Source organism: Azospirillum lipoferum (assembly GCF_024170005.1).
GTDB lineage: Bacteria > Pseudomonadota > Alphaproteobacteria > Azospirillales > Azospirillaceae > Azospirillum > Azospirillum lipoferum.
Map to the genome: position 1 here is coordinate 182,615 of NZ_JALJXJ010000009.1, position 17,870 is coordinate 200,484.

13 protein-coding genes are annotated in these 17,870 nt (G+C 66.3%); 2 read left to right on the plus strand and 11 right to left on the minus strand.

From position 1 onward, the window contains the following. Position 1: 1 nt before the first annotated feature. The 3 genes from J2848_RS20765 to J2848_RS20775 all read right to left on the minus strand — a co-directional run bounded on the left by J2848_RS20765 (position 2) and on the right by J2848_RS20775 (position 4,208). A complete protein-coding gene (locus tag J2848_RS20765; RefSeq protein ID WP_149233131.1) occupies positions 2-1,204 on the minus strand; it encodes a CaiB/BaiF CoA transferase family protein in 1,203 nt (400 codons plus the stop codon). Between the two features lie 230 nt (positions 1,205-1,434). Continuing rightward, a complete protein-coding gene (gabT, locus tag J2848_RS20770) occupies positions 1,435-2,724 on the minus strand; it encodes a 4-aminobutyrate--2-oxoglutarate transaminase (protein ID WP_149233132.1) in 1,290 nt (429 codons plus the stop codon). A 23-nt stretch (positions 2,725-2,747) separates the two neighbouring features. Next, a complete protein-coding gene (locus J2848_RS20775) occupies positions 2,748-4,208 on the minus strand; it encodes an NAD-dependent succinate-semialdehyde dehydrogenase (protein ID WP_211103237.1) in 1,461 nt (486 codons plus the stop codon). 217 nt (positions 4,209-4,425) lie between these two features. On the opposite strand from J2848_RS20775, the gene J2848_RS20780 reads away from it, so the two are divergent. Next, positions 4,426-4,992, plus strand: a complete 567-nt coding sequence (locus J2848_RS20780; protein ID WP_149233133.1) for a cupin domain-containing protein — start codon at positions 4,426-4,428, stop codon at positions 4,990-4,992. Positions 4,993-5,034: 42 nt separating this feature from the next. Here the strand turns inward: J2848_RS20780 and J2848_RS20785 are convergent, their stop codons facing one another. The 5 genes from J2848_RS20785 to J2848_RS20805 form a co-directional block, all read right to left on the minus strand. Next, positions 5,035-5,865: an ABC transporter permease gene (locus J2848_RS20785; RefSeq protein WP_170307139.1), complete on the minus strand. Its 831-nt coding sequence runs from the start codon at positions 5,863-5,865 to the stop codon at positions 5,035-5,037. After that, positions 5,862-7,112: an ABC transporter permease gene (locus J2848_RS20790; RefSeq protein WP_149233134.1), complete on the minus strand. Its 1,251-nt coding sequence runs from the start codon at positions 7,110-7,112 to the stop codon at positions 5,862-5,864. Before J2848_RS20790 ends, J2848_RS20785 begins: the two co-directional genes overlap by 4 nt. Positions 7,113-7,411: 299 nt before the next feature. Further along, the gene (locus J2848_RS20795; RefSeq protein ID WP_149233135.1) at positions 7,412-8,458 is read right to left on the minus strand and encodes an ABC transporter substrate-binding protein; all 1,047 of its coding nucleotides are present in this window, start codon (positions 8,456-8,458) and stop codon (positions 7,412-7,414) included. A 66-nt stretch (positions 8,459-8,524) separates the two neighbouring features. After that, positions 8,525-9,634: an ABC transporter ATP-binding protein gene (locus J2848_RS20800; RefSeq protein ID WP_149233136.1), complete on the minus strand. Its 1,110-nt coding sequence runs from the start codon at positions 9,632-9,634 to the stop codon at positions 8,525-8,527. 327 nt (positions 9,635-9,961) lie between these two features. Next, complete coding sequence (locus J2848_RS20805; protein WP_149233137.1) at positions 9,962-11,080, minus strand: TRAP transporter substrate-binding protein; 1,119 nt, start codon at positions 11,078-11,080, stop codon at positions 9,962-9,964. Between the two features lie 454 nt (positions 11,081-11,534). On the opposite strand from J2848_RS20805, the gene J2848_RS20810 reads away from it, so the two are divergent. Next, positions 11,535-13,226 (plus strand): sensor domain-containing diguanylate cyclase, encoded by a 1,692-nt coding sequence (locus J2848_RS20810; protein WP_149233138.1) that lies wholly within the window; start codon positions 11,535-11,537, stop codon positions 13,224-13,226. Here J2848_RS20810 and J2848_RS20815 read toward each other — a convergent pair. The 3 genes from J2848_RS20815 to J2848_RS20825 form a co-directional block, all read right to left on the minus strand. Beyond that, the gene (locus tag J2848_RS20815) at positions 13,223-14,317 is read right to left on the minus strand and encodes a zinc-binding metallopeptidase family protein (RefSeq protein ID WP_149233139.1); all 1,095 of its coding nucleotides are present in this window, start codon (positions 14,315-14,317) and stop codon (positions 13,223-13,225) included. The two genes, J2848_RS20810 and J2848_RS20815, sit on opposite strands and share 4 nt — an antisense overlap. A gap of 75 nt (positions 14,318-14,392) precedes the next feature. Continuing rightward, positions 14,393-16,726 carry a glycogen debranching protein GlgX gene (gene glgX / locus J2848_RS20820; protein WP_149233140.1) on the minus strand — a complete coding sequence of 778 codons (2,334 nt, stop codon included), beginning with the start codon at positions 16,724-16,726 and terminating at the stop codon, positions 14,393-14,395. Positions 16,727-16,834: 108 nt separating this feature from the next. Next, a complete protein-coding gene (locus J2848_RS20825) occupies positions 16,835-17,794 on the minus strand; it encodes a LysR substrate-binding domain-containing protein (protein ID WP_149233141.1) in 960 nt (319 codons plus the stop codon). Positions 17,795-17,870 lie beyond the last annotated feature (76 nt).

Here is a 17,870-nt window from a genome sequence, read left to right on the forward strand (position 1 = left end):
CTCAGATTACGCCCTTCTCACGCAGGGCGGCGATGTCGGCCTCGCCCAGCCCCAAAGAGTCCGCCAGCACCGTGTCGGTGTGCTGGCCCAGCGTCGGCGGGGCGGTGTCGTGGACCAGCGGGGTGCCGCTGTAGCGGATCGGGCTCGCCACCGTCGGCACGCTGCCCTGGGTCGGGTGCGGCAGATCCTGGTGGATGTTGCGGGCCTTCACCTGCGGATCCTCGAAGACCGCCGCCAGATCGTTGATCGGGCCGCAGGGCACGCCGACCTCTTCCAAGGCACTCAGCCAGTCCTGGCTGTCGCGGGTGCGGATCAGCTCCTCCAGCAGGGCGACCAGCTCCTTGCGGTTGGCGACGCGGGCCGGATTGGTGGCGTAGCGTTCGTCCTTCGCCAGATCGGGGCGGCCGGCGACCGTGCAGAACTTGGCGAACTGGCCGTCATTGCCGACCGCCAGGATGATGTGGCCGTCGCGGGTGGCGAAGGCCTGATAGGGCACGATGTTGGGATGGGCGTTGCCGAGCCGCTGCGGCGCCTTGCCGCCGACCAGACAATTCATCGCCTGATTGGCCAGCACCGCCACCTGCACGTCGAGCAATGCCAGATCGACCTGCTGCCCCTCGCCGGTGCGGTCGCGGTGGGCCAGCGCCCCCATGATGCCGATGGTGGCGTAGAGGCCGGTGAAGATGTCGGTCACCGCGACGCCGACCTTGACCGGACCACCGCCCGGCTCGCCATCAGGCTGGCCGGTGATGCTCATCAGCCCGCCCATGCCCTGGATCATGAAGTCGTAGCCGGCGCGGTTGCGGTATGGCCCGGTCTGGCCGAAGCCGGTGATCGAGCAGTAGACCAGCCGTGGGTTGACCGCCTTCAGGCTGTCATAGTCGAGGCCGTATTTGACCAGCCCGCCGACCTTGAAATTCTCGATGACCACGTCGGCCTGGGCGGCGAGCCTACGGACAAGCTCCTGACCCTCCGGCCGTTCGAAGTCGATGGTGATCGACCGCTTGCCGCGGTTTGTGGAGAGGAAATAGGCGGACTGATCGCCGGCCCAGGGCGGCCCCCAGGCGCGGGTGTCGTCGCCGGCACCCGGCCGTTCCACCTTGATCACGTCGGCGCCGAGATCGGCCAGCGTCTGCGCCGACCACGGCCCGGCCAGCACGCGCGACAGCTCCAGCACCCGGATGTGCGACAAGGGTCCGGCCAAGGTCTTCCTCCTGTTGGTGTTATTGCCCTCTCCCGCCCTCAAGTCCCCTCTCCTCCTGGGGAGAGGGTCAGGGTGAGGGGGATGCATTGCGGAGCGCCAGCGGCAAAGCCGGCGCTCCGCGCTGCTTGATAATCCTCGCCATGCGTCCCCCTCACCCTTCCCAAGCTTCGCTTGGGCCCCTTCCCTCTCCCTGGGGGAGAGAGGGGGGTACAGGCGGGAAAACGAGCCTGTTACGCCGACACCAGTTCTTCCAGGGAACGCTCGATGATGTCCAGGCCTTCATCGACCAGGGCGTCCGAGGCGGTCAGCGGGACCAGGATGCGGATGACATTGGCGTAGGTACCGCAGGACAGCAGGATCAGGCCCTTTTCCGCTGCCTTGGCGACCAGCGCCTTGGTCAGGTCGGCGGCCGGCTCCTTGGTCTCGCGGTCGGTCACCAGCTCCATGGCGACCATGGCGCCCAGGTTGCGGACATCGCCGATCACCGACAGGCTGTTGCGCTGGGCCATGGTGCGGAAGCGGCCGGCGATGCGCTCGCCGAGCTGCTCGCTGCGCTCGACCAGCTTCTCTTCCTCGATGACGTTGATGACGGCCAGTGCTGCGGTGGTCGCCAGCGGGCTGCCGGCATAGGTGCCGCCGAGGCCGCCGGGGATCGGGGCATCCATCAGCGCCGCCTTGCCGGTCAGCGCCGACAGCGGGAAGCCGCCGGCCAGGCTCTTCGCCATGGTGACGAGGTCCGGCTCGATCCCGGCATGCTCGAAGGCGAACATCTTGCCGGTGCGGGCGAAGCCGGTCTGGATCTCGTCGACGATCATGACGATGCCGTGCTTGTCGCAGACCGCGCGCAGCGACTGGAGGAAGGACGGGCTGGCGATGTTGAAGCCGCCCTCGCCCTGCACCGGCTCGATGATGATCGCGGCGACGCGGGCCGGATCGACGTCGGACTTGAACAGGGTGTCCAGCGCCTTCAGGCTCTCCGCCTCGCTGATGCCGCGGTAGGTGTTGGGGAACGGCACATGGAAGATCTCGGCCGGGAACGGACCGAAGCCGACCTTGTAGGGCACGACCTTGCCGGTCAGGCCCATGGTCAGCAGCGTGCGGCCGTGGAAGCCGCCGGAGAAGGCGACCACGCCCGGACGGCCGGTGGCGGCGCGGGCGACCTTGACGGCGTTCTCGACCGCCTCGGCGCCGGTGGTGAAGAAGGCGGTCTTCTTCGGCGTCGGGCCGGGGACCAGCGCGTTCAGCTTCTCCGCCAGCTCGACGAAGCTGTCATAGGGCGTGACCATCGCGCAGGTGTGGGTGAAGCGGTCGAGCTGGGCCTTCACCGCCTCCATCACCTTCGGGTGGCGATGGCCGGTGTTCAGCACGGCGATGCCGCCGGCGAAGTCGATGAAGCGCTTGCCCTCGACGTCCCACATCTCGGCATTCTCGGCGCGGTCGATGTAGAAGGGCATGCCGGCGGAAATGCCGCGGGAGACGGCGGCCTCGCGACGGGCGACGAAGGACTGGTTGGTGCTCATGGTCTGTTTTCCTTTGACGACAGTCAGGCGCCGAGGCCGACGCAGAGATATTTGACTTCCATGAAATCATCGAGGCCGTACTTGGAGCCTTCGCGGCCGATGCCGGACTCCTTGACGCCGCCGAAGGGGGCCACCTCGGTCGAGATGATGCCCTCGTTGATGCCGACGATGCCGTATTCCAGCTTTTCCGCCACGCGCCAGACGCGGCCGATGTCGCGGCTGTAGAAATAGGCGGCAAGCCCGAACTCGGTGTCGTTCGCCATGCGGATGGCGTCCTCTTCCGTCTCGAACTTGAACAGCGGGGCGACCGGGCCGAAGATCTCCTCGCGGGCGACGCGCATCTCGGTGGTGATGCCGGTCAGGATGGTCGGCTCGAAGAAGGTGCCGCCCAGCGCGTGGCGCTTGCCGCCGAGCGCGACGGTGGCGCCCTTCTCCAGCGCATCGCCCATCAGCTCTTCGACCTTGGCGATGGCGTCGGCGTTGATCAGCGGACCCTGGGTGACGCCCGGCTCGGTGCCGTCGCCGACCTTCAGCGCCTTGACCGCCTCGGCCAGCTTGGCGGCGAAGGCGTCATAGACGCCGGCCTGGACCAGCAGGCGGTTGGCGCAGACGCAGGTCTGGCCGGCGTTGCGGTACTTCGACGCCATGGCGCCCTTGACCGCCTCGTCCAGGTCGGCGTCGTCGAAGACGATGAAGGGGGCGTTGCCGCCCAGCTCCAGCGACACCTTCTTGACCGTGCTGGCGGCCTGACGCATCAGCAGCTTGCCGACCTCGGTCGAGCCGGTGAAGCTGACCTTGCGGACGATCGGGCTGTGGGTCAGCTCGTTGCCGATGGCCGCCGGATCCTGGCCCATGACGATGTTGAAGACACCGGCGGGGAAACCGGCGCGCTCGGCCAGCTCGGCCAGCGCCAGGGCGGACAGCGGGGTGTCCTCGGCCGGCTTGACCACCACGGTGCAGCCGGCGGCCAGCGCCGGAGCCACCTTGCGGGTGATCATGGCGTTCGGGAAGTTCCACGGCGTGATCGCCGCGACGACGCCGATGGCCTCCTTCAGCACGACGATGCGCTTGTTGGCGGCGAAGGTCGGGATGACATCGCCGTAGGCGCGCTTGCCCTCTTCCGCGAACCACTCGATGAAGGAGGCGCCATAGACCACCTCGCCGCGCGATTCGGTCAGCGGCTTGCCCTGCTCGGCGGTCATCAGCTGGGCCAGATCCTCCTGCGCCGCGAGGATCAGCTCATACCAGCGGCGCATAATGGCCGCACGCTCCTTGGCGGTCTTGGCCTTCCAGCCCGGCAGGGCGGCGTTGGCGGCGTCGATCGCCTCGCGCGTCTCGGCAGCGCCCATGTCGGACACGTCTGCGATGACGGCGCCGGTGGCGGGGTTGGTGACCGGGAAGCTCTTCCCGGAATCGGCCGCGCGCCACGCACCGTTCACGTAGCCCTTGGTTCGGAGAAGGCCCTGGTCGTTCAGCGACAGCATGTTCGATCCGCCCTGGATGAAGGAATGTGGAACCGGCCGGCCGCACCCGGCGAAAATGCCCTTGCTGTTCAAGGGTTTCCTGCGCGGGGGCCTGGACCTTGGAGAGAGCCTACCATGTTTAATAAATTAAACAACCCCTGTTTAACTGTTCATATTCTGATGACGGGGTTGCGCGAATGGGCTATTGCCTTAATGGAAGTGGAGCAGGAGTCCGGTGATGGAATTCGATGTCGGCGCCAGGTTGAAGCAGATCCGCGAACAGCATGGGCTGTCCCAGCGGGCGCTCGCCCAGCGAGCCGGAGTGACCAACGGCACGATCTCCCTGATCGAGCAGAACCGCAGCAGCCCGTCTGTTTCGTCGCTGCGCAAGGTGCTTCAGGGCATCCCGATGACCTTGGCCGAATTCTTCTCCTCCGACGATTTGCCGCCGCCCGAGCAGATCTTCTTCAAGGGCGGCGAACTGATCGAGCTGGCTGGCGAGCTGAAGGGCACGGTCGGCCAGATTTCCTTCCGGCAGGTCGGCGACCTGCGCAGCCGCAACCTGCAAATCCTCCACGAACGCTACGCCCCCGGCGCCGACACCGGTCGCACCATGCTCCAGCATGAGGGCGAGGAAGGCGGCATCGTCATCAAGGGCCAGATCGAGCTGACGGTGGGTGACCGCAAGCAGCTGCTCGGCCCCGGCGACGCCTATTTCTTCGACAGCCGCGTGAGCCACCGCTTCCGCAACATCGGCGAGGTGGAGTGCGAACTGATCAGCGCCTGCACACCGCCCTATCTGTGAGCGGGTTGGGGAGGAGCACAAGCCCCTCCCCCAAACACTCCCCTACTCCGCATTCCCCTTCAGCCGCTCGTTGCGACGGCGGAGCAGTTCCAGCGTCGACAGCATGCAGACCGAGATCACCGTCAGCACCACCGCCACCGCGGTGATGGTCGGGCTGATGTTCTCGCGGATGCCGCTGAACATCTCACGCGGCAGGGTGCGCTGCTCGGGCCCGGCGAGGAACAGCACCGTCACCACCTCGTCGAAGCTGGTGGCGAAGGCGAACAAGGCACCCGACGCCAGACCCGGCAGGATCAGCGGCAGGATCACCTTGCGGAAGGTCAGCAGCGGCGGCGCCCCCAGCGAGGCGGCGGCGCGCGCCAGCGTCATGTCGAAGCTCTGCAGGGTCGCCGACACCGTGATGACGACGAAGGGCGTCGCCAGCGCGGTGTGGACCAGGATCAGACCGAGATAGTTGCCGGTCAGACCCAGCGGCGCGAAGAAGAAATAGACGCCGACCGCGGTGATGACGACGGGGACCACCATCGGCGACAGCACGACGGCCAGCACCAGCGGCTTCCACTTGCTCTTCCACTGGGCCAGACCCAGAGAGGCCAGCGTGCCCAGCGCCATCGACAGCATGGACGACGCCACGCCGATGATGACGCTGTTCTTCAGCGCGTTCATCCAGCGCGCCGAGCCGAGGAAATCCTCGTACCAGCGCAGCGACAGGCCGGGCAGCGGATAGGTCAGATAGGTGCTGGAGCTGAAGGAGAGCGGCACGATCGCCAGGATCGGCGCCATCAGGAAGATGAACACCAGCGTGGCGGCGACCACCGTCGTGACCCAGGCGATGCGCTGGCTGGCGGTCTGGGGGGAGTGGTTCGCGCTCAATTCTTCAGACCTCCCGTCGTCTGGCGGCCGAGCGCCAGCTTGCCATAGACCAGCGCCAGCACCAGCGTGGAGAGCAGCAGAACCGCACCCAGCGCCGAGGCGAGGCCCCAGTTGACCGTTTCCGTGGTGTAGAAGGCGATGAAGGACGAAATCATCTGGTCGGCGGCCCCACCGACCAGCGCCGGCGTGATGTAGTAGCCGATGGCCAGGATGAAGACGAGCAGGCAGCCGGCGCCGATCCCCGGAATGGTCTGCGGCAGGTAGATGCGCAGGAAGGCGGTCGTCGGCGGCGCGCCCAGCGAGGCGGCGGCCCGCATGTAGGCCGGCGAGATGCCGCGCATGACGCTGTAGAGCGGCAGGATCATGAAGGGCAGCAGCACATGGGTCATCGCCATGTAGACGCCGAAACGGTTGTAGATCAGCCGCAGCGGCTCGTCGATCACGCCAAGCCATTGCAGCGAGCCGTTGACGATGCCCTCGCTCTGCAAGATCACGATCCAGGCGCAGGTGCGCACCAGCAGCGAGGTCCAGAAGGGCAGCAGCACGAAGATCATCAGCAGGTTCGACCGGCCGGTCGGCAGGTTTGCCAGCAGATAGGCCACCGGGAATCCCAGGATCAGGCAGAGTGCCGTGACGCCGAAGCCGATGGTGAAGGTGCGGATGAAGACATCGCGGTAGATCGCCTGATCCGGCGGGGCGGCCACGATGGCGCCGTCCGCGTTGCGGGTCAGGTCGACCGCGGCCAGCAGGTAATAGCTGGTGACCGGGCCGCTGGCGCTCTTGATCGCGGTCCAACTCTCGCGCTCGCCCCAGGCCGGGGCGATGCCGATCAGCGTGTCCTTGGCGGTGCCGGGAGCCGGCTGCTCCTTCAGCTTGCGGCCGGTCGACAGCAGCGTCGTGCGGTAGCCGTTGATGATGTAGTTCAGCCGCTTGGCCGCGACGGCCAGCGTTCCGGCCTCGCGCGCGGTGCGGATGTCGGCGGCGAGTGCGGCGAAGGCGGCCTCGTCGGGCAGTCCCTGGCCGTTCCACTGCTTCAGCGCCGCGACGGTCTGCGGCATCACCTGCGGCACTTCCCAGTCGTCCGCCGACTTCCAGATCATGCCGGCGAGCGGCACGACGAAGGTGAACAGCAGGAAGGCCAGCAGCGGCAGCACCAGACCCAGCGCACGGAACTGCCGGGCCCGCTCGGCCCGTTTCAATCGACGCTTCAACGGCACGTCGGCGCCGGCAACGAAGGCGGCTGTCATCGGCATTGTCCTGTTGAGAAGACGCAGAAGGCGCTTGCGCGCCATCCCCTCTCCCCCCCGGGGAGAGGGTTAGGGTGAGGGGGACGCGTGGCGTCCGGTCACCGAAGGGCGGGTAGTAATCCGCCGGAAAGCATAGTGGGGGAGGCGCTTATCGGCCCGATGCGTGCCACTGTGCGTCCCCCTCACCCCGACCCTCTCCCCGCTTTCGGCGGACCGGAGGTCCGCCTGTCGCGTCAGTGCAAACTTCGTTTGCGCGTGAGCGGGGGGAGAGGGGGTATAGGGCGGTCCTCAGACAAAGCTTACTTCGCCGCCCACTTGTTGAAGCGTTCGGTCAGGCGGTCGATGTTCTCCAGCCAGAAGTCGGTGTTGATCTCGATCGCGTTCTTCATGTTGTCCGGCGAGGTCGGCAGATCGGCCAGAACGGCCTTCTGCAACAGCGCCGGGGCCTTCTTGTTCGAGGTGCCGTAGGCGATGCCTTCGGACAGCTTGGCCTGGTTCTCCGGCTTGCCGACGAAGTTCAGGAACTTGTAGGCGGCGTCCTGGTTCGGGCTGCCCTTCAGGATGACCCAGCTGTCGATGGTGAACAGCGCGCCGTTCCACACCATGCCGAAGTTCTTGTTTTCCTTCTTGTTGGCGGCGTCGATGCGGCCGTTGTAGACCGAGGTCATCGCCACTTCGCCCGAGGCCAGCAGCTGCGGCGGCTGGGCGCCGGCCTTCCACCAGACGATGTCGTTCTTGATGGTGTCCAGCTTCTTGAAGGCGCGGTCGACGCCGGCCTCGGTGCCCAGCACCTTGTAGACGTCGGCAGGCGCCACGCCGTCGGCCATCAGCGCGATTTCCAGCGTGGTCTTGGCGCCCTGGCGCAGGCCGCGCTTGCCCGGATACTTCTTGGTGTCGAAGAAATCGGCCCAGCCCTTCGGCGCGTCCTTCAACTTGTCCTTGTCGTAGCCCAGCACGAAGTCATAGACGATGGCGCCGACGCCGCAGGCGTTGACGGTGGACGGCAGATACGCGTCCTCGCCACCGATCTTGGAATAGTTCAGCTTCTCGTACAGGCCTTCGTCGCAGCCGAGAGCCAGTTCCTCGCTCTCGACCTGGACGACGTCCCAGGTGGAGGCGCCACCCTGGACCTTGGCGCGCAGGACGCCGACGCCGCCGTCCCAGGACTCGTCGCTCATCGGCGTGCCGGTGGCCTTGAACGGCTCGAAATACACCTTCTTCTGGACGTCCTGATAGGCGCCGCCCCACGACACGACGGTGAGGTCGCGGGCGCTGGCCGCCGATGACAGGGCCGTGAGGGCGGTGAAGGTCGCAGCGAAACCGAGAGCCACCTTAATCTTCGACATGATCCCCGTCCTTATTCGTCGTGGTCGTTATTGCTGGAAGGCACCCTGGTTCTGAGAACCACGTCCTCAGACCGGATCGAGCGCCCGGCAGTCCTCCGGGCGGAAAGCGATGTAGACATCCTGGCCCGGCACCAGACCGGCGTAGGAGCCGGCCGGCAGCTTGACCATGAATTCCGGGTTGGCCGGTGTGTTCAGCACCGCCAGCGTGTGGTCGCCGAGATAGATCAGGTCGGTCAGCGTCGCCGGCAGCCGGTTCATGCTGCTGTCGCCGCTGTCGCCGGTCTCGATCGCCACCCGTTCGGGACGGAGCGACAGCGAGGTGCGGTTGCCGGCGCCGCCGATGTTCACCGCCTGCGCGACCACCGAACCGCCGGCATCCAGCGCGACCCGCGCCCAGCCCTGTTCGATATTTTCGACAACGCCGCTCAGAACATTGTTCTCGCCGATGAAGTTGGCGACGAAGCTGTTCACCGGCCGCTCGTACAGCGCATCCGGGCGGTCGATCTGCTGGACGATGCCGTCGTTGAAGACCGCGATGCGGTCGGACATCGTCAGCGCCTCGCCCTGGTCGTGAGTGACGTAGACGACGGTCAGGCCCATCGTCTCGTGCAGGCGCTTGATCTCCAGCTGCATATGCTCGCGCAGGCGCTTGTCCAGGGCCCCCAGCGGCTCGTCCATAAGCACCAGGGCCGGGTTGAAGACCAGGGCGCGGGCAAGAGCCACACGCTGCTGCTGGCCGCCGGACAGCTGGCCGGGACGGCGGTTGGCGAGGTTGCCGAGCTTGATCATGTCGAGCGCGGCCTTGACCCGCTCCTTGACCTCGGCCTTGGGAACGCCGCGCACCGACAGCGGGAAGGCGACGTTCTCCTCGATCGTCAGGTGGGGGAACAGGGCGTAGTTCTGGAAGACCATGCCGATGTCGCGCTTGTGCGGCGGCATGTTCTTGATCGGCCGGTCGCCGATGAAGATTTCGCCGTGGGTCGGCACCTCGAACCCGGCCAGCATCATCAGCGTGGTGGTCTTGCCCGACCCCGACGGCCCGAGAAGCGTCAGGAATTCGCCCTTGCGAATGTCGAGATCGAGGCTTTTCACCACGAGATGCTCGCCATCGTAGGTCTTCTGCACCCCGGTGAAGCGCACCAGAGTATCTGTCGTCGCGATCATCCCGCCGTCCATCCGTCCGCTCCCGTCACAGGCGACCTAAAGCCGGGTACGCCACCCCGGTCCGGTCCGTCTTTCTGGCCCTGACGGTAACACGCGTTTAAGAAAATAGACAAGAGGAATGACTATGTCGTGATCAATTCAACGCTTTGCCCATTTTTTGTGCAATTGCGAAGGCGATGCCCACGCTTAGACCGGCAGTGTGCTCCATTCGCGTGCGATTGAGAAGGCCGATGATCGAGATAACGGACATACGGCGGCGTGAAAATCAGCGTTTGCCGCGAAGGGAGAGGCGAATCGCCGCAGGTGATCCACCCTCCCGTCCGGCCCGGCGCTCCGGACTTATTTCTGCTGCGTCGCCTGGCTGTAGACGAAGCTGTCGAAGCCGTTCTCGGCGACGCGGAACCACAGCCGCTCCTGCTCCAGGAAGGGCTTCCAGCCGTCATAGACCTTCTTGAAGCGCGGATTGCCGGCGGCCAGCTTGTCGTAAAATTCGAACGCCGCCTTCTCGCAGGCCTGCATCATGTCGCGCGGGAAGGGGCGCAGCACGGCGCCGCCGCCGACCAGCCGCTTCAGCGCCGCGGCGTTCAGCGTGTCGTACTTGGCGATCATCCAGCTGTTGGCCTCCCAGCAGGCCTGTTCCAGGATGGTCTGATAGGATTTCGGCAGGGATTCCCAGGCCTGCATGTTGAACATCAGCGGAATCTGGGCCGAACCCTCCCACCAGCCGGGGTAGTAGTAGTATTTGGCGACCTTGTGGAAGCCGAGCTTCTCGTCGTCATAGGGGCCGACGAACTCCGCCGCGTCGATGGTTCCGCGCTCCAGCGCCGGATAGATGTCGCCACCGCCGAGCTGCTGGGGCACGAGGCCGAAGGGCGTCAGGATCTGGCCGACCAGACCGCCGATGCGCATCTTCAGGCCCTTCAGATCCTCCAGGCTCTTGATCTCCTTACGGAACCAGCCGCCCATCTGGGCACCGGTGTTGCCGGCCGGGATGTGGTGGATGTTGTAGTCCTTGAACACCTCCCGCATCAGCTCCAGCCCGCCGCCATGCATCATCCAGGCGATGTGCTGGCGGGTGTTCAGGCCGAAGGGCATGGCGGTGTCGAAGCAGAAGGTCGGATCCTTGCCGACATAGAAATAGGCCGCCGATTGGCCGCACTCGACCGTGCCGTTCTGCACCGCGTCCAGCACCTGCAGCGCCGGGACGATCTCGCCCGCCGCAAAGGTGCGGATCTGGAACCGGCCGTCGGTGGCGTCGGACACCCGCTTGGCGATGAATTCGGCCGCGCCATAGATGGTGTCGAGGCTCTTGGGATAGCTCGACGCCATGCGCCACTTGATTTCAGGCTGGGAGGACTGGGCGATGGCCGGAGCCGCAACGGTAGCCGCAACAGTCCCGGCGGTCCCGGCGGCGGCAAGGCCGGCACCGGCGCTGGTGAGGAACGCACGCCGTTTCATGATGAGGACTCTTCCCGATCTTATGGTTCGTTGGGCTGACATGATAGCGCAACCAACCGTTCGGGGAATCCCCCTTCCACAGGAGCAACACGGATTGTGGGAAGATTCTTGCGGCTGAAACGAAAAATCCAGCCGCAACGGGCTGGATTTTCGGCGACGCAGCATTATTTGTTGTTTCGATCGCCTTTCAGGCGTTTCCTCCCTAAACTCGGGCCGCGGCTGTATAGCTAGCGGCCTTTTCCTTTTTTCGCAATATGCTGAAAGTCAGCTTCGCGAACTTTTTCGATGGACACACGTCCGGAGCATGCCGGACGTCGCGACAAAATCCCTTCAAGGTTGCAGACAAAAGCTGCGGTTCCGCTTGACCCTTTATAAAGGTCAGGGATGATACAGTGTATTGACTGATCGTCCCCACCTCGGACCGGGCGAGGCCACCCGAAAGGATCATGCCACGATGACGGCCGTTGGACAGCCGAGCGGCAGGACCGCCGAAGAGCGCAGCGTGTCATTCCGCAGGACGGGACGGGCCATCGGCCTGCGCGCGACCGTGGCGGTCACCGTCGCCGTCCTGGTGCTCGGGTCGACGCTGGTGAAGGGGCTGGTGGTCGGAAGCGGTGCAGCGGACGCACTGGCGACGGAAATCGGCAATTCAATGACCGGGTTGGCGCAATCACTGGCCCGGCAGCTCGATTCGACCATGTGGGCACGCGCCAACCAGATCGCCGCACTGTCGCGAATCGACGCGCTGAAGGACCCGGCGGTGGCGCAATCGACGATCGACGAGTTGAAGCGCCGCGACCCGACCTTCGCCTGGATCGGCATGACCGACGTGAACGGACGGGTGATGGCCGCCTCCAACGGGCTGCTGCTGGGGGCCGACATCTCCACCCGGCCGGTCCATCAGGAAGGCATGAAGGGCCTGTTCGTCGGCGACGTGCACGAGGCGGTCGCCCTGCGCGGCAAGGTGCCCTATCTGGTGGGCGAGACGCCGAAATTCGTCGATGTGTCCGCCCCCTTGCAGAAGGCGGACGGCACCGCGGTGGGCGTGCTGGCCGCCCACTACAGCTGGGAATGGGCCCATGCCTCGATCCGCCAGCTGATCGAGCCGCTGGCCGACCGCAAGGGGCTGACGCTCTACATCCTGTCGGCCGACGGCACCGTGCTGATCGGCCCCGATTCGGCGGTCGGCAAGCCGCTGCCGGTGCCGACGCTGACCGCCAGGCTGCGCGACGGCTGGAGCAGCGAGGTCTGGCCCGACGGCGTCACCTATGTGACCGGCGTCGCCCATGGCAAGGGGCTGCACGATTACGCCGGGCTGGGCTGGACCGTCGTCGCCCGCCAGCCGGCCGACATCCTCTATGCCGAGACCAACCGCCTGCGGGCAATGATCATCGGGTCCGGCGCGGTGCTGGCCCTGCTGTTCAGCGGGATCGGCTGGCTCGCCGCCGGCCGCATCGCCCGTCCGCTGGGCGCCATCGCCGACGCCGCCGAAGGCATCGGCAAGGGTGAGCGCGGGGTGGCGATCCCCGATGTCGGCGGTGCGGCGGAGATCCGCCGGCTGTCGGTGTCGCTGCGGGAGATGGTCGACAGCCTGACCAACAAGGACGCCGCCCTGATGCGGCTGGAGGACATCGCCTATGAGGACCGGCTGACCGCCCTGCCCAACCGGCGCTATTTCGAGCAGTATGTCGAGGCGTCGACCGGCACCGGCGGCGGGTCGGCGACGGTGATGTACATTGACCTGGACGGGTTCAAGCCGGTGAACGACCGGCTGGGCCATGATGCCGGCGATGTCGTGCTGCGCCAGATCGGCGGCCGTCTCGCCAGCATCTTCCGCGACGACGACGTGGTGGCCCGGCTGGGCGGCGACGAGTTCGCCGCGGTGCTTCCCCGCCGCGCCGGCCGCCCGGCCCCCAACACGGAGGAACTGGCCGCCCGCATCATCGCCGCCGTCAACGAGCCGGTGTCCTTCAACGGCGAGATGGTCCGGGTCGGTTGCTCCATCGGCATCGCCTCCTGGCCGGAGGACGACAGCGACATGCCGACGGTGATGCGCCATGCCGACGCCGCGCTCTACAAGGCCAAGCGCGACGGGCGCAACCGCGCAGTGCGCTGGGTGCGGAGGGTGATGGGGGTGGAGAGCTAAGCAGAGGCGGTCTGGCGCCCCTCCAGCCCCCGTACCATCGCGTTCATGAAGCCCAGCTTTTCAATCACGGATGCCGACAGGATGAAGGGGTAGAGGTCGGGCTGGCCCATGCTGCGGTTCAGGCTGTTCACCGCGTAGGTCAGCGGCAGCCAGGGGTCGATCAGATCCTCGATCCGCCGGGCCCTGTGGGGGTTGAAGTCGATTTCCGATTCCAGCTCCGCCCCCTCGCTGATGCGCGGGCGGATGCGCAGGCCGAAGGCGCGGGCGGTTTCCAGCGTGTCGACGATGTGCAGGTAATGCGCCCAGGTCTCGGCGAAATCCTCCCACGGGTGGGCGGTGGCGTAGCTGCTGACGAAGTTGGCCTGCCAGTCGGCCGGGGCGCCGTTGGCGTAGTGGCGCTTCAGCGCCTCGCCGTAATCCTGCCGCTCGTCGCCGAACAGGGCGCGGAAGCGTTCCAGCAGCGCCGGGTCATCGCGCACCAGCCGGTCCCAGATGTAATGGCCGATCTCGTGGCGGAAATGGCCGAGCAGCGTGCGATAAGGCTCGCCCATCTCGGTGCGGCGCTTCTCGCGCTCGGCGTCGTCGGCCTCGGCGACGTTGATGGTGATCAGGCCGTTGGCATGGCCGGTCAGCACCGGCGTCACCGTGCCGTCGGGGGCAACCGTGTCGGAGAGGAAGTCGAAGGCCAGCCCCTCCTCCGGATTCTCGATCCGGGTCTGCAAGGGCAGCTTCAGGTTGGTCAGCGTGTAGAACAGGTGGTGCTTGGCCAGTTCCAGCTTGCGCCAGCGCGTCAGGTTGTCGGTGTCGGACAGGTCGGGGATGATGTGGTTGTGCCGGCAGGCGGCGCAGTGGGTGTCGGCGGAGTCGGCCGGCAGCATCCAATTGCAGGCATTCAAGTCCGCATTCGCGCAGAATTTGTAGAGCGGTTCGCCGGTGGCGAGTGCGGTCCACACTCCGTCATGGTCGGTGGGGTCGACGGCCGACAGGATCCCCGCATCCGGCAGATATCCCAGCCGGTAGCCGCAGCGCTCGCACAGCGTGTTCTCGAAATAGAGCGGCTGGTGGCAGTTCTGGCATTCGTAGAGTTTCATGGCGGGGATTCCGGGAGTCGAGGGATCCCCTCTCCCCGGGGGGAGAGGGGGATTGAGCGTTGGTTCAGGTAGGACTCAGGTGGGCTTCTTCGCGGGAGCTTCGGTCTTCACCGGCACAGGCTCCACAGCCGCTTCCGCCTTTACCGGTTCTTTCACCGGCTCCTTCACCTCCGCCGGCTTCTCCTCCTCGCCGCTTTCCTCGCCGAAGGACAGCGTCGGGCTTTCGGCGACGTTGCGCAACGCGCGGGCGGCGCGGCGCAGCGCGAAGGAGGTCTTGCCTTCCGGCTCCAGCGCCAGCAGAAGCAGCGAACGGCCGGTCACCATATAGCCCTCGCCGGTGTTGACGCGCGGCACCTCGTCCGGGTCGGGCAGGTTGGTGTCGACCAGACAGCGCCAGACGCTGCCGCCGGTCACCTCCGGCAGGGTGAACTCCACCACGTCGTGGTGCGAGTTGATGACCAGCAGCAGCGTGCCGTCCATCGCCGGGCGCTTGATGCCGCTGGCCTGGGCGCGGCCGTCCAGCAGCATGCCGAGGCAGCGGGCGTTGCCGTCGTGCCAGTGGCTCTCCTCCATCTCGTCGCCGGCGGGGGTCAGCCAGGTGACGTCCTTCACGTCGAACTCGGCGTTGTATTCGCCCGACAGGAAGCGGCCGCGGCGCAGCATGGGGAAGGACTGGCGCACCGCGATGACGCGGCGGACGAACTCGATCAGCGACTGCCCGTCCTCGTCGATGTCGTCCCAGTTCAGCCAGGCCGTCTCGTTGTCCTGGCAATAGGCGTTGTTGTTGCCATGCTGGGTGTTGCCGAACTCGTCGCCGGCCAGCAGCATCGGCGAGCCCTGGGACAGCAGCAGCGTCGCCAGCAGGTTGCGCTTCTGCCGTTCGCGCAGGGCCTTGATCTCCGGATCGTCGGTCGGCCCCTCCACCCCATGGTTCCAGGACAGATTGTGGGAGTGGCCGTCGTTGTTGCCCTCGCCGTTCGCCTCGTTGTGCTTGTCGTTGTAGGAGACGAGGTCGTTCAGCGTGTAGCCGTCATGGGCGGTGATGAAGTTGACACTGGCCCAGGGCTTGCGCCCGCGCTTGTTGAAGACGTCGCCCGAGCCGCAGAGGCGCGGCGCCACCTCCGGCAGCTTGCCCTCGTCGCCCTTCCAGAAGGCGCGCACGGTGTCGCGGAACTTGTCGTTCCACTCCGCCCAGCCCGGCGGGAAGTTGCCGACCTGATAGCCGCCGGGGCCGCAGTCCCACGGCTCGGCGATCAGCTTGACGCTGTTGAGGATCGGATCCTGCAAACAGCTGTCGAGGAAGCCGCCGCCCTCGTCGAAGCCGTAGGGCTCACGGCCGAGGATGGTGGCGAGATCGAAGCGGAAGCCGTCGACATGCATCTCCGTCGCCCAGTAACGAAGCGAATCGGTGACCATTTGCAAGACGCGCGGGTGGCTGAGATTGACGGTGTTCCCGGTCCCCGTCTCGTTGATGTAATAGCGCTTCTGGTCGGGGATCAGGCGATAGTAGGAGGCGTTGTCGATGCCCTTGAAGGACAGGGTCGGCCCGCGCTCGTTGCCCTCGGCGGTGTGGTTGTAGACGACGTCGAGGATCACCTCCAACCCGGCATTGTGGAGATGGGCGACCATCTCCTTGAATTCCTTGATGGCGTTGCCCGAGGCGGCATAGCGCGGTTCCGGCGCGAAGAAGCCGATGGAGTTGTAGCCCCAGTAATTGGCGAGCTTCTTGTCGACCAGATGCTGGTCCTGGACGAAGGCATGGACCGGCAGAAGCTCCACCGCGGTGACGCCGAGCGAGCTGATGTAGTCGATCACCTCCTTCACCGCCATGCCGCCATAGGTTCCGCGCAGGCTGTCGGGCACCGCCGGATGCAGCCTGGTGAAGCCCTTCACATGGGTTTCGTAGAAGATGGTGCGGTCCCAGGCAGTGCCCGGCTTGTGGTCGCGGCCCCAGGTGAAGGCGGGGTCGATCACCTTGCATTTCGGCATGAAGGGCGCGCTGTCGCGCTCGTCATAGGTCAGGTCGTCGCCCGACTCCATCACATAGCCGAAATGGGCCGGGTTCCAGCGGATCTCGCCGACCAGTTCCTTGGCATAGGGGTCGAGCAGAAGCTTGTTGGGGTTGAAGCGGTGGCCGTTCTCCGGTTCGTAGGGGCCATGCACGCGATAGCCATAGAGCAGGCCGGGGCGGGCATCGGGAAGATAGCCGTGCCAGATCTCGTTGGTGAATTCGGGAAGCTCGATGCGCTCAAGCTCCTCCTCGCCATTTTCGTCGAACAGACACAGTTCGACCCTGGTCGCGTTGGCGGAAAACAAGGCGAAGTTGACGCCGAGTCCATCCCATGTCGCACCCAGCGGAAAGGGCAAACCTTCACCGAGCCGCGTTGCCTGCCTCAGGATATTTGCCATGATCGCCCGTTTCTCCGCCTGGATCGAAAGTCATACCCGTTCCTCTGGACAGTGAGGCGCACGAGCCGAGCCTTCAACCCGGCCGATGGGCGCTTGTTCCTTCCTCCGTCACTCATCTCTTTGGGCTAGGACGGATTCCGTGCCCGGCGGCAGGGTGCGGCGCAGCAAGGCCGCCAGATCGCGCAGGCCGCGGTCGCGCGGATCGCTGACCCGCCGGACCAGACCGACAATGCGGCCGGGCGGGCGGGAGGCATCGGATGTGCTGTCGAAGGGGCGGTAGTCGACCAGCCCGCCGACGGTGGCCAGGCGGCCGTCCTCCCCCGTCGCCGCCAGCAACGGCATCAGTGTGCAGCCCGCCCCGGCCGCCACCATGTGGCGCAGGGTCTCCAGCCCGGTGGCATGGACGCCGCCGCCGCGCGCGCTGAGGCCGCAGGCGGCCAGCGCCTGATCGCGCAGGCAGTGCCCCTCCTCCAGCAGCAGAAGCTCCGCCGGGTCGAGGTCGTTCAGCGACAGGGTGGGCATGGCGCACAGGCGGTGCCCGGCGGGATGGGCGAGCAGGAAGGGCTCGAAGAACAGCGGCTCCGCCACCAGCCCGTCGCTCTCCACCGGCAGGGCCAGCAGCACGGCGTCGAGCCGGCCGTCGCGCAGCTCCTCCAGCAGAGTTTCGGTGCGGCCTTCCGACAGGATCAGGGTCAGGTCGGGCCAGCCGTTGCGCAAAGCCGGCAGGATGTGCGGGAACAGGTAGGGGCCCAGCGTGTGGATCGCCGCCAGCCGCAGCCGGCCGGTCAGCGCCCCGTCCGACCCGTCGGCCAGGACCAGCAGGCGCCGCGCCTCCTCCAGCACCACACGGGCCTGGGCGACGATGGCCTCGCCGCGCGGGGTCAGCAGAACCTTGCGGCTGGTGCGTTCGAACAGGGAGAGACCGAGCGCTTCCTCCAGCTTGCGGATCTGGGCGCTGAGCGAGGGCTGGCTGACGGCACAGCGTTCGGCGGCGCGGCCGAAATGGCGCAGCTCGGCGACGGCGACGACATATTCCAGGTCGCGCAGGGACAGGGCGGAGAGATTCATAGACGGTGCCTATTGGTACATTTCCTTCTATGTCTTGGATATATCGTTCAAGACGCCGGATAACCAGAGGCGAGAC

Coding starts and splice junctions, on each gene's coding strand:
- J2848_RS20780 (WP_149233133.1), top strand. CDS start 4,426: ATGGAATTCGATGTCGGCGCCAGGTTGAAGCAGATCCGCGAACAGCAT.
- J2848_RS20790 (WP_149233134.1), bottom strand. CDS start 7,112: ATGACAGCCGCCTTCGTTGCCGGCGCCGACGTGCCGTTGAAGCGTCGA.
- J2848_RS20825 (WP_149233141.1), bottom strand. CDS start 17,794: ATGAATCTCTCCGCCCTGTCCCTGCGCGACCTGGAATATGTCGTCGCC.
- glgX (WP_149233140.1), bottom strand. CDS start 16,726: ATGGCAAATATCCTGAGGCAGGCAACGCGGCTCGGTGAAGGTTTGCCC.
- J2848_RS20800 (WP_149233136.1), bottom strand. CDS start 9,634: ATGGACGGCGGGATGATCGCGACGACAGATACTCTGGTGCGCTTCACC.
- J2848_RS20815 (WP_149233139.1), bottom strand. CDS start 14,317: ATGAAACTCTACGAATGCCAGAACTGCCACCAGCCGCTCTATTTCGAG.
- gabT (WP_149233132.1), bottom strand. CDS start 2,724: ATGAGCACCAACCAGTCCTTCGTCGCCCGTCGCGAGGCCGCCGTCTCC.
- J2848_RS20775 (WP_211103237.1), bottom strand. CDS start 4,208: ATGCTGTCGCTGAACGACCAGGGCCTTCTCCGAACCAAGGGCTACGTG.
- J2848_RS20810 (WP_149233138.1), top strand. CDS start 11,535: ATGACGGCCGTTGGACAGCCGAGCGGCAGGACCGCCGAAGAGCGCAGC.
- J2848_RS20795 (WP_149233135.1), bottom strand. CDS start 8,458: ATGTCGAAGATTAAGGTGGCTCTCGGTTTCGCTGCGACCTTCACCGCC.
- J2848_RS20805 (WP_149233137.1), bottom strand. CDS start 11,080: ATGAAACGGCGTGCGTTCCTCACCAGCGCCGGTGCCGGCCTTGCCGCC.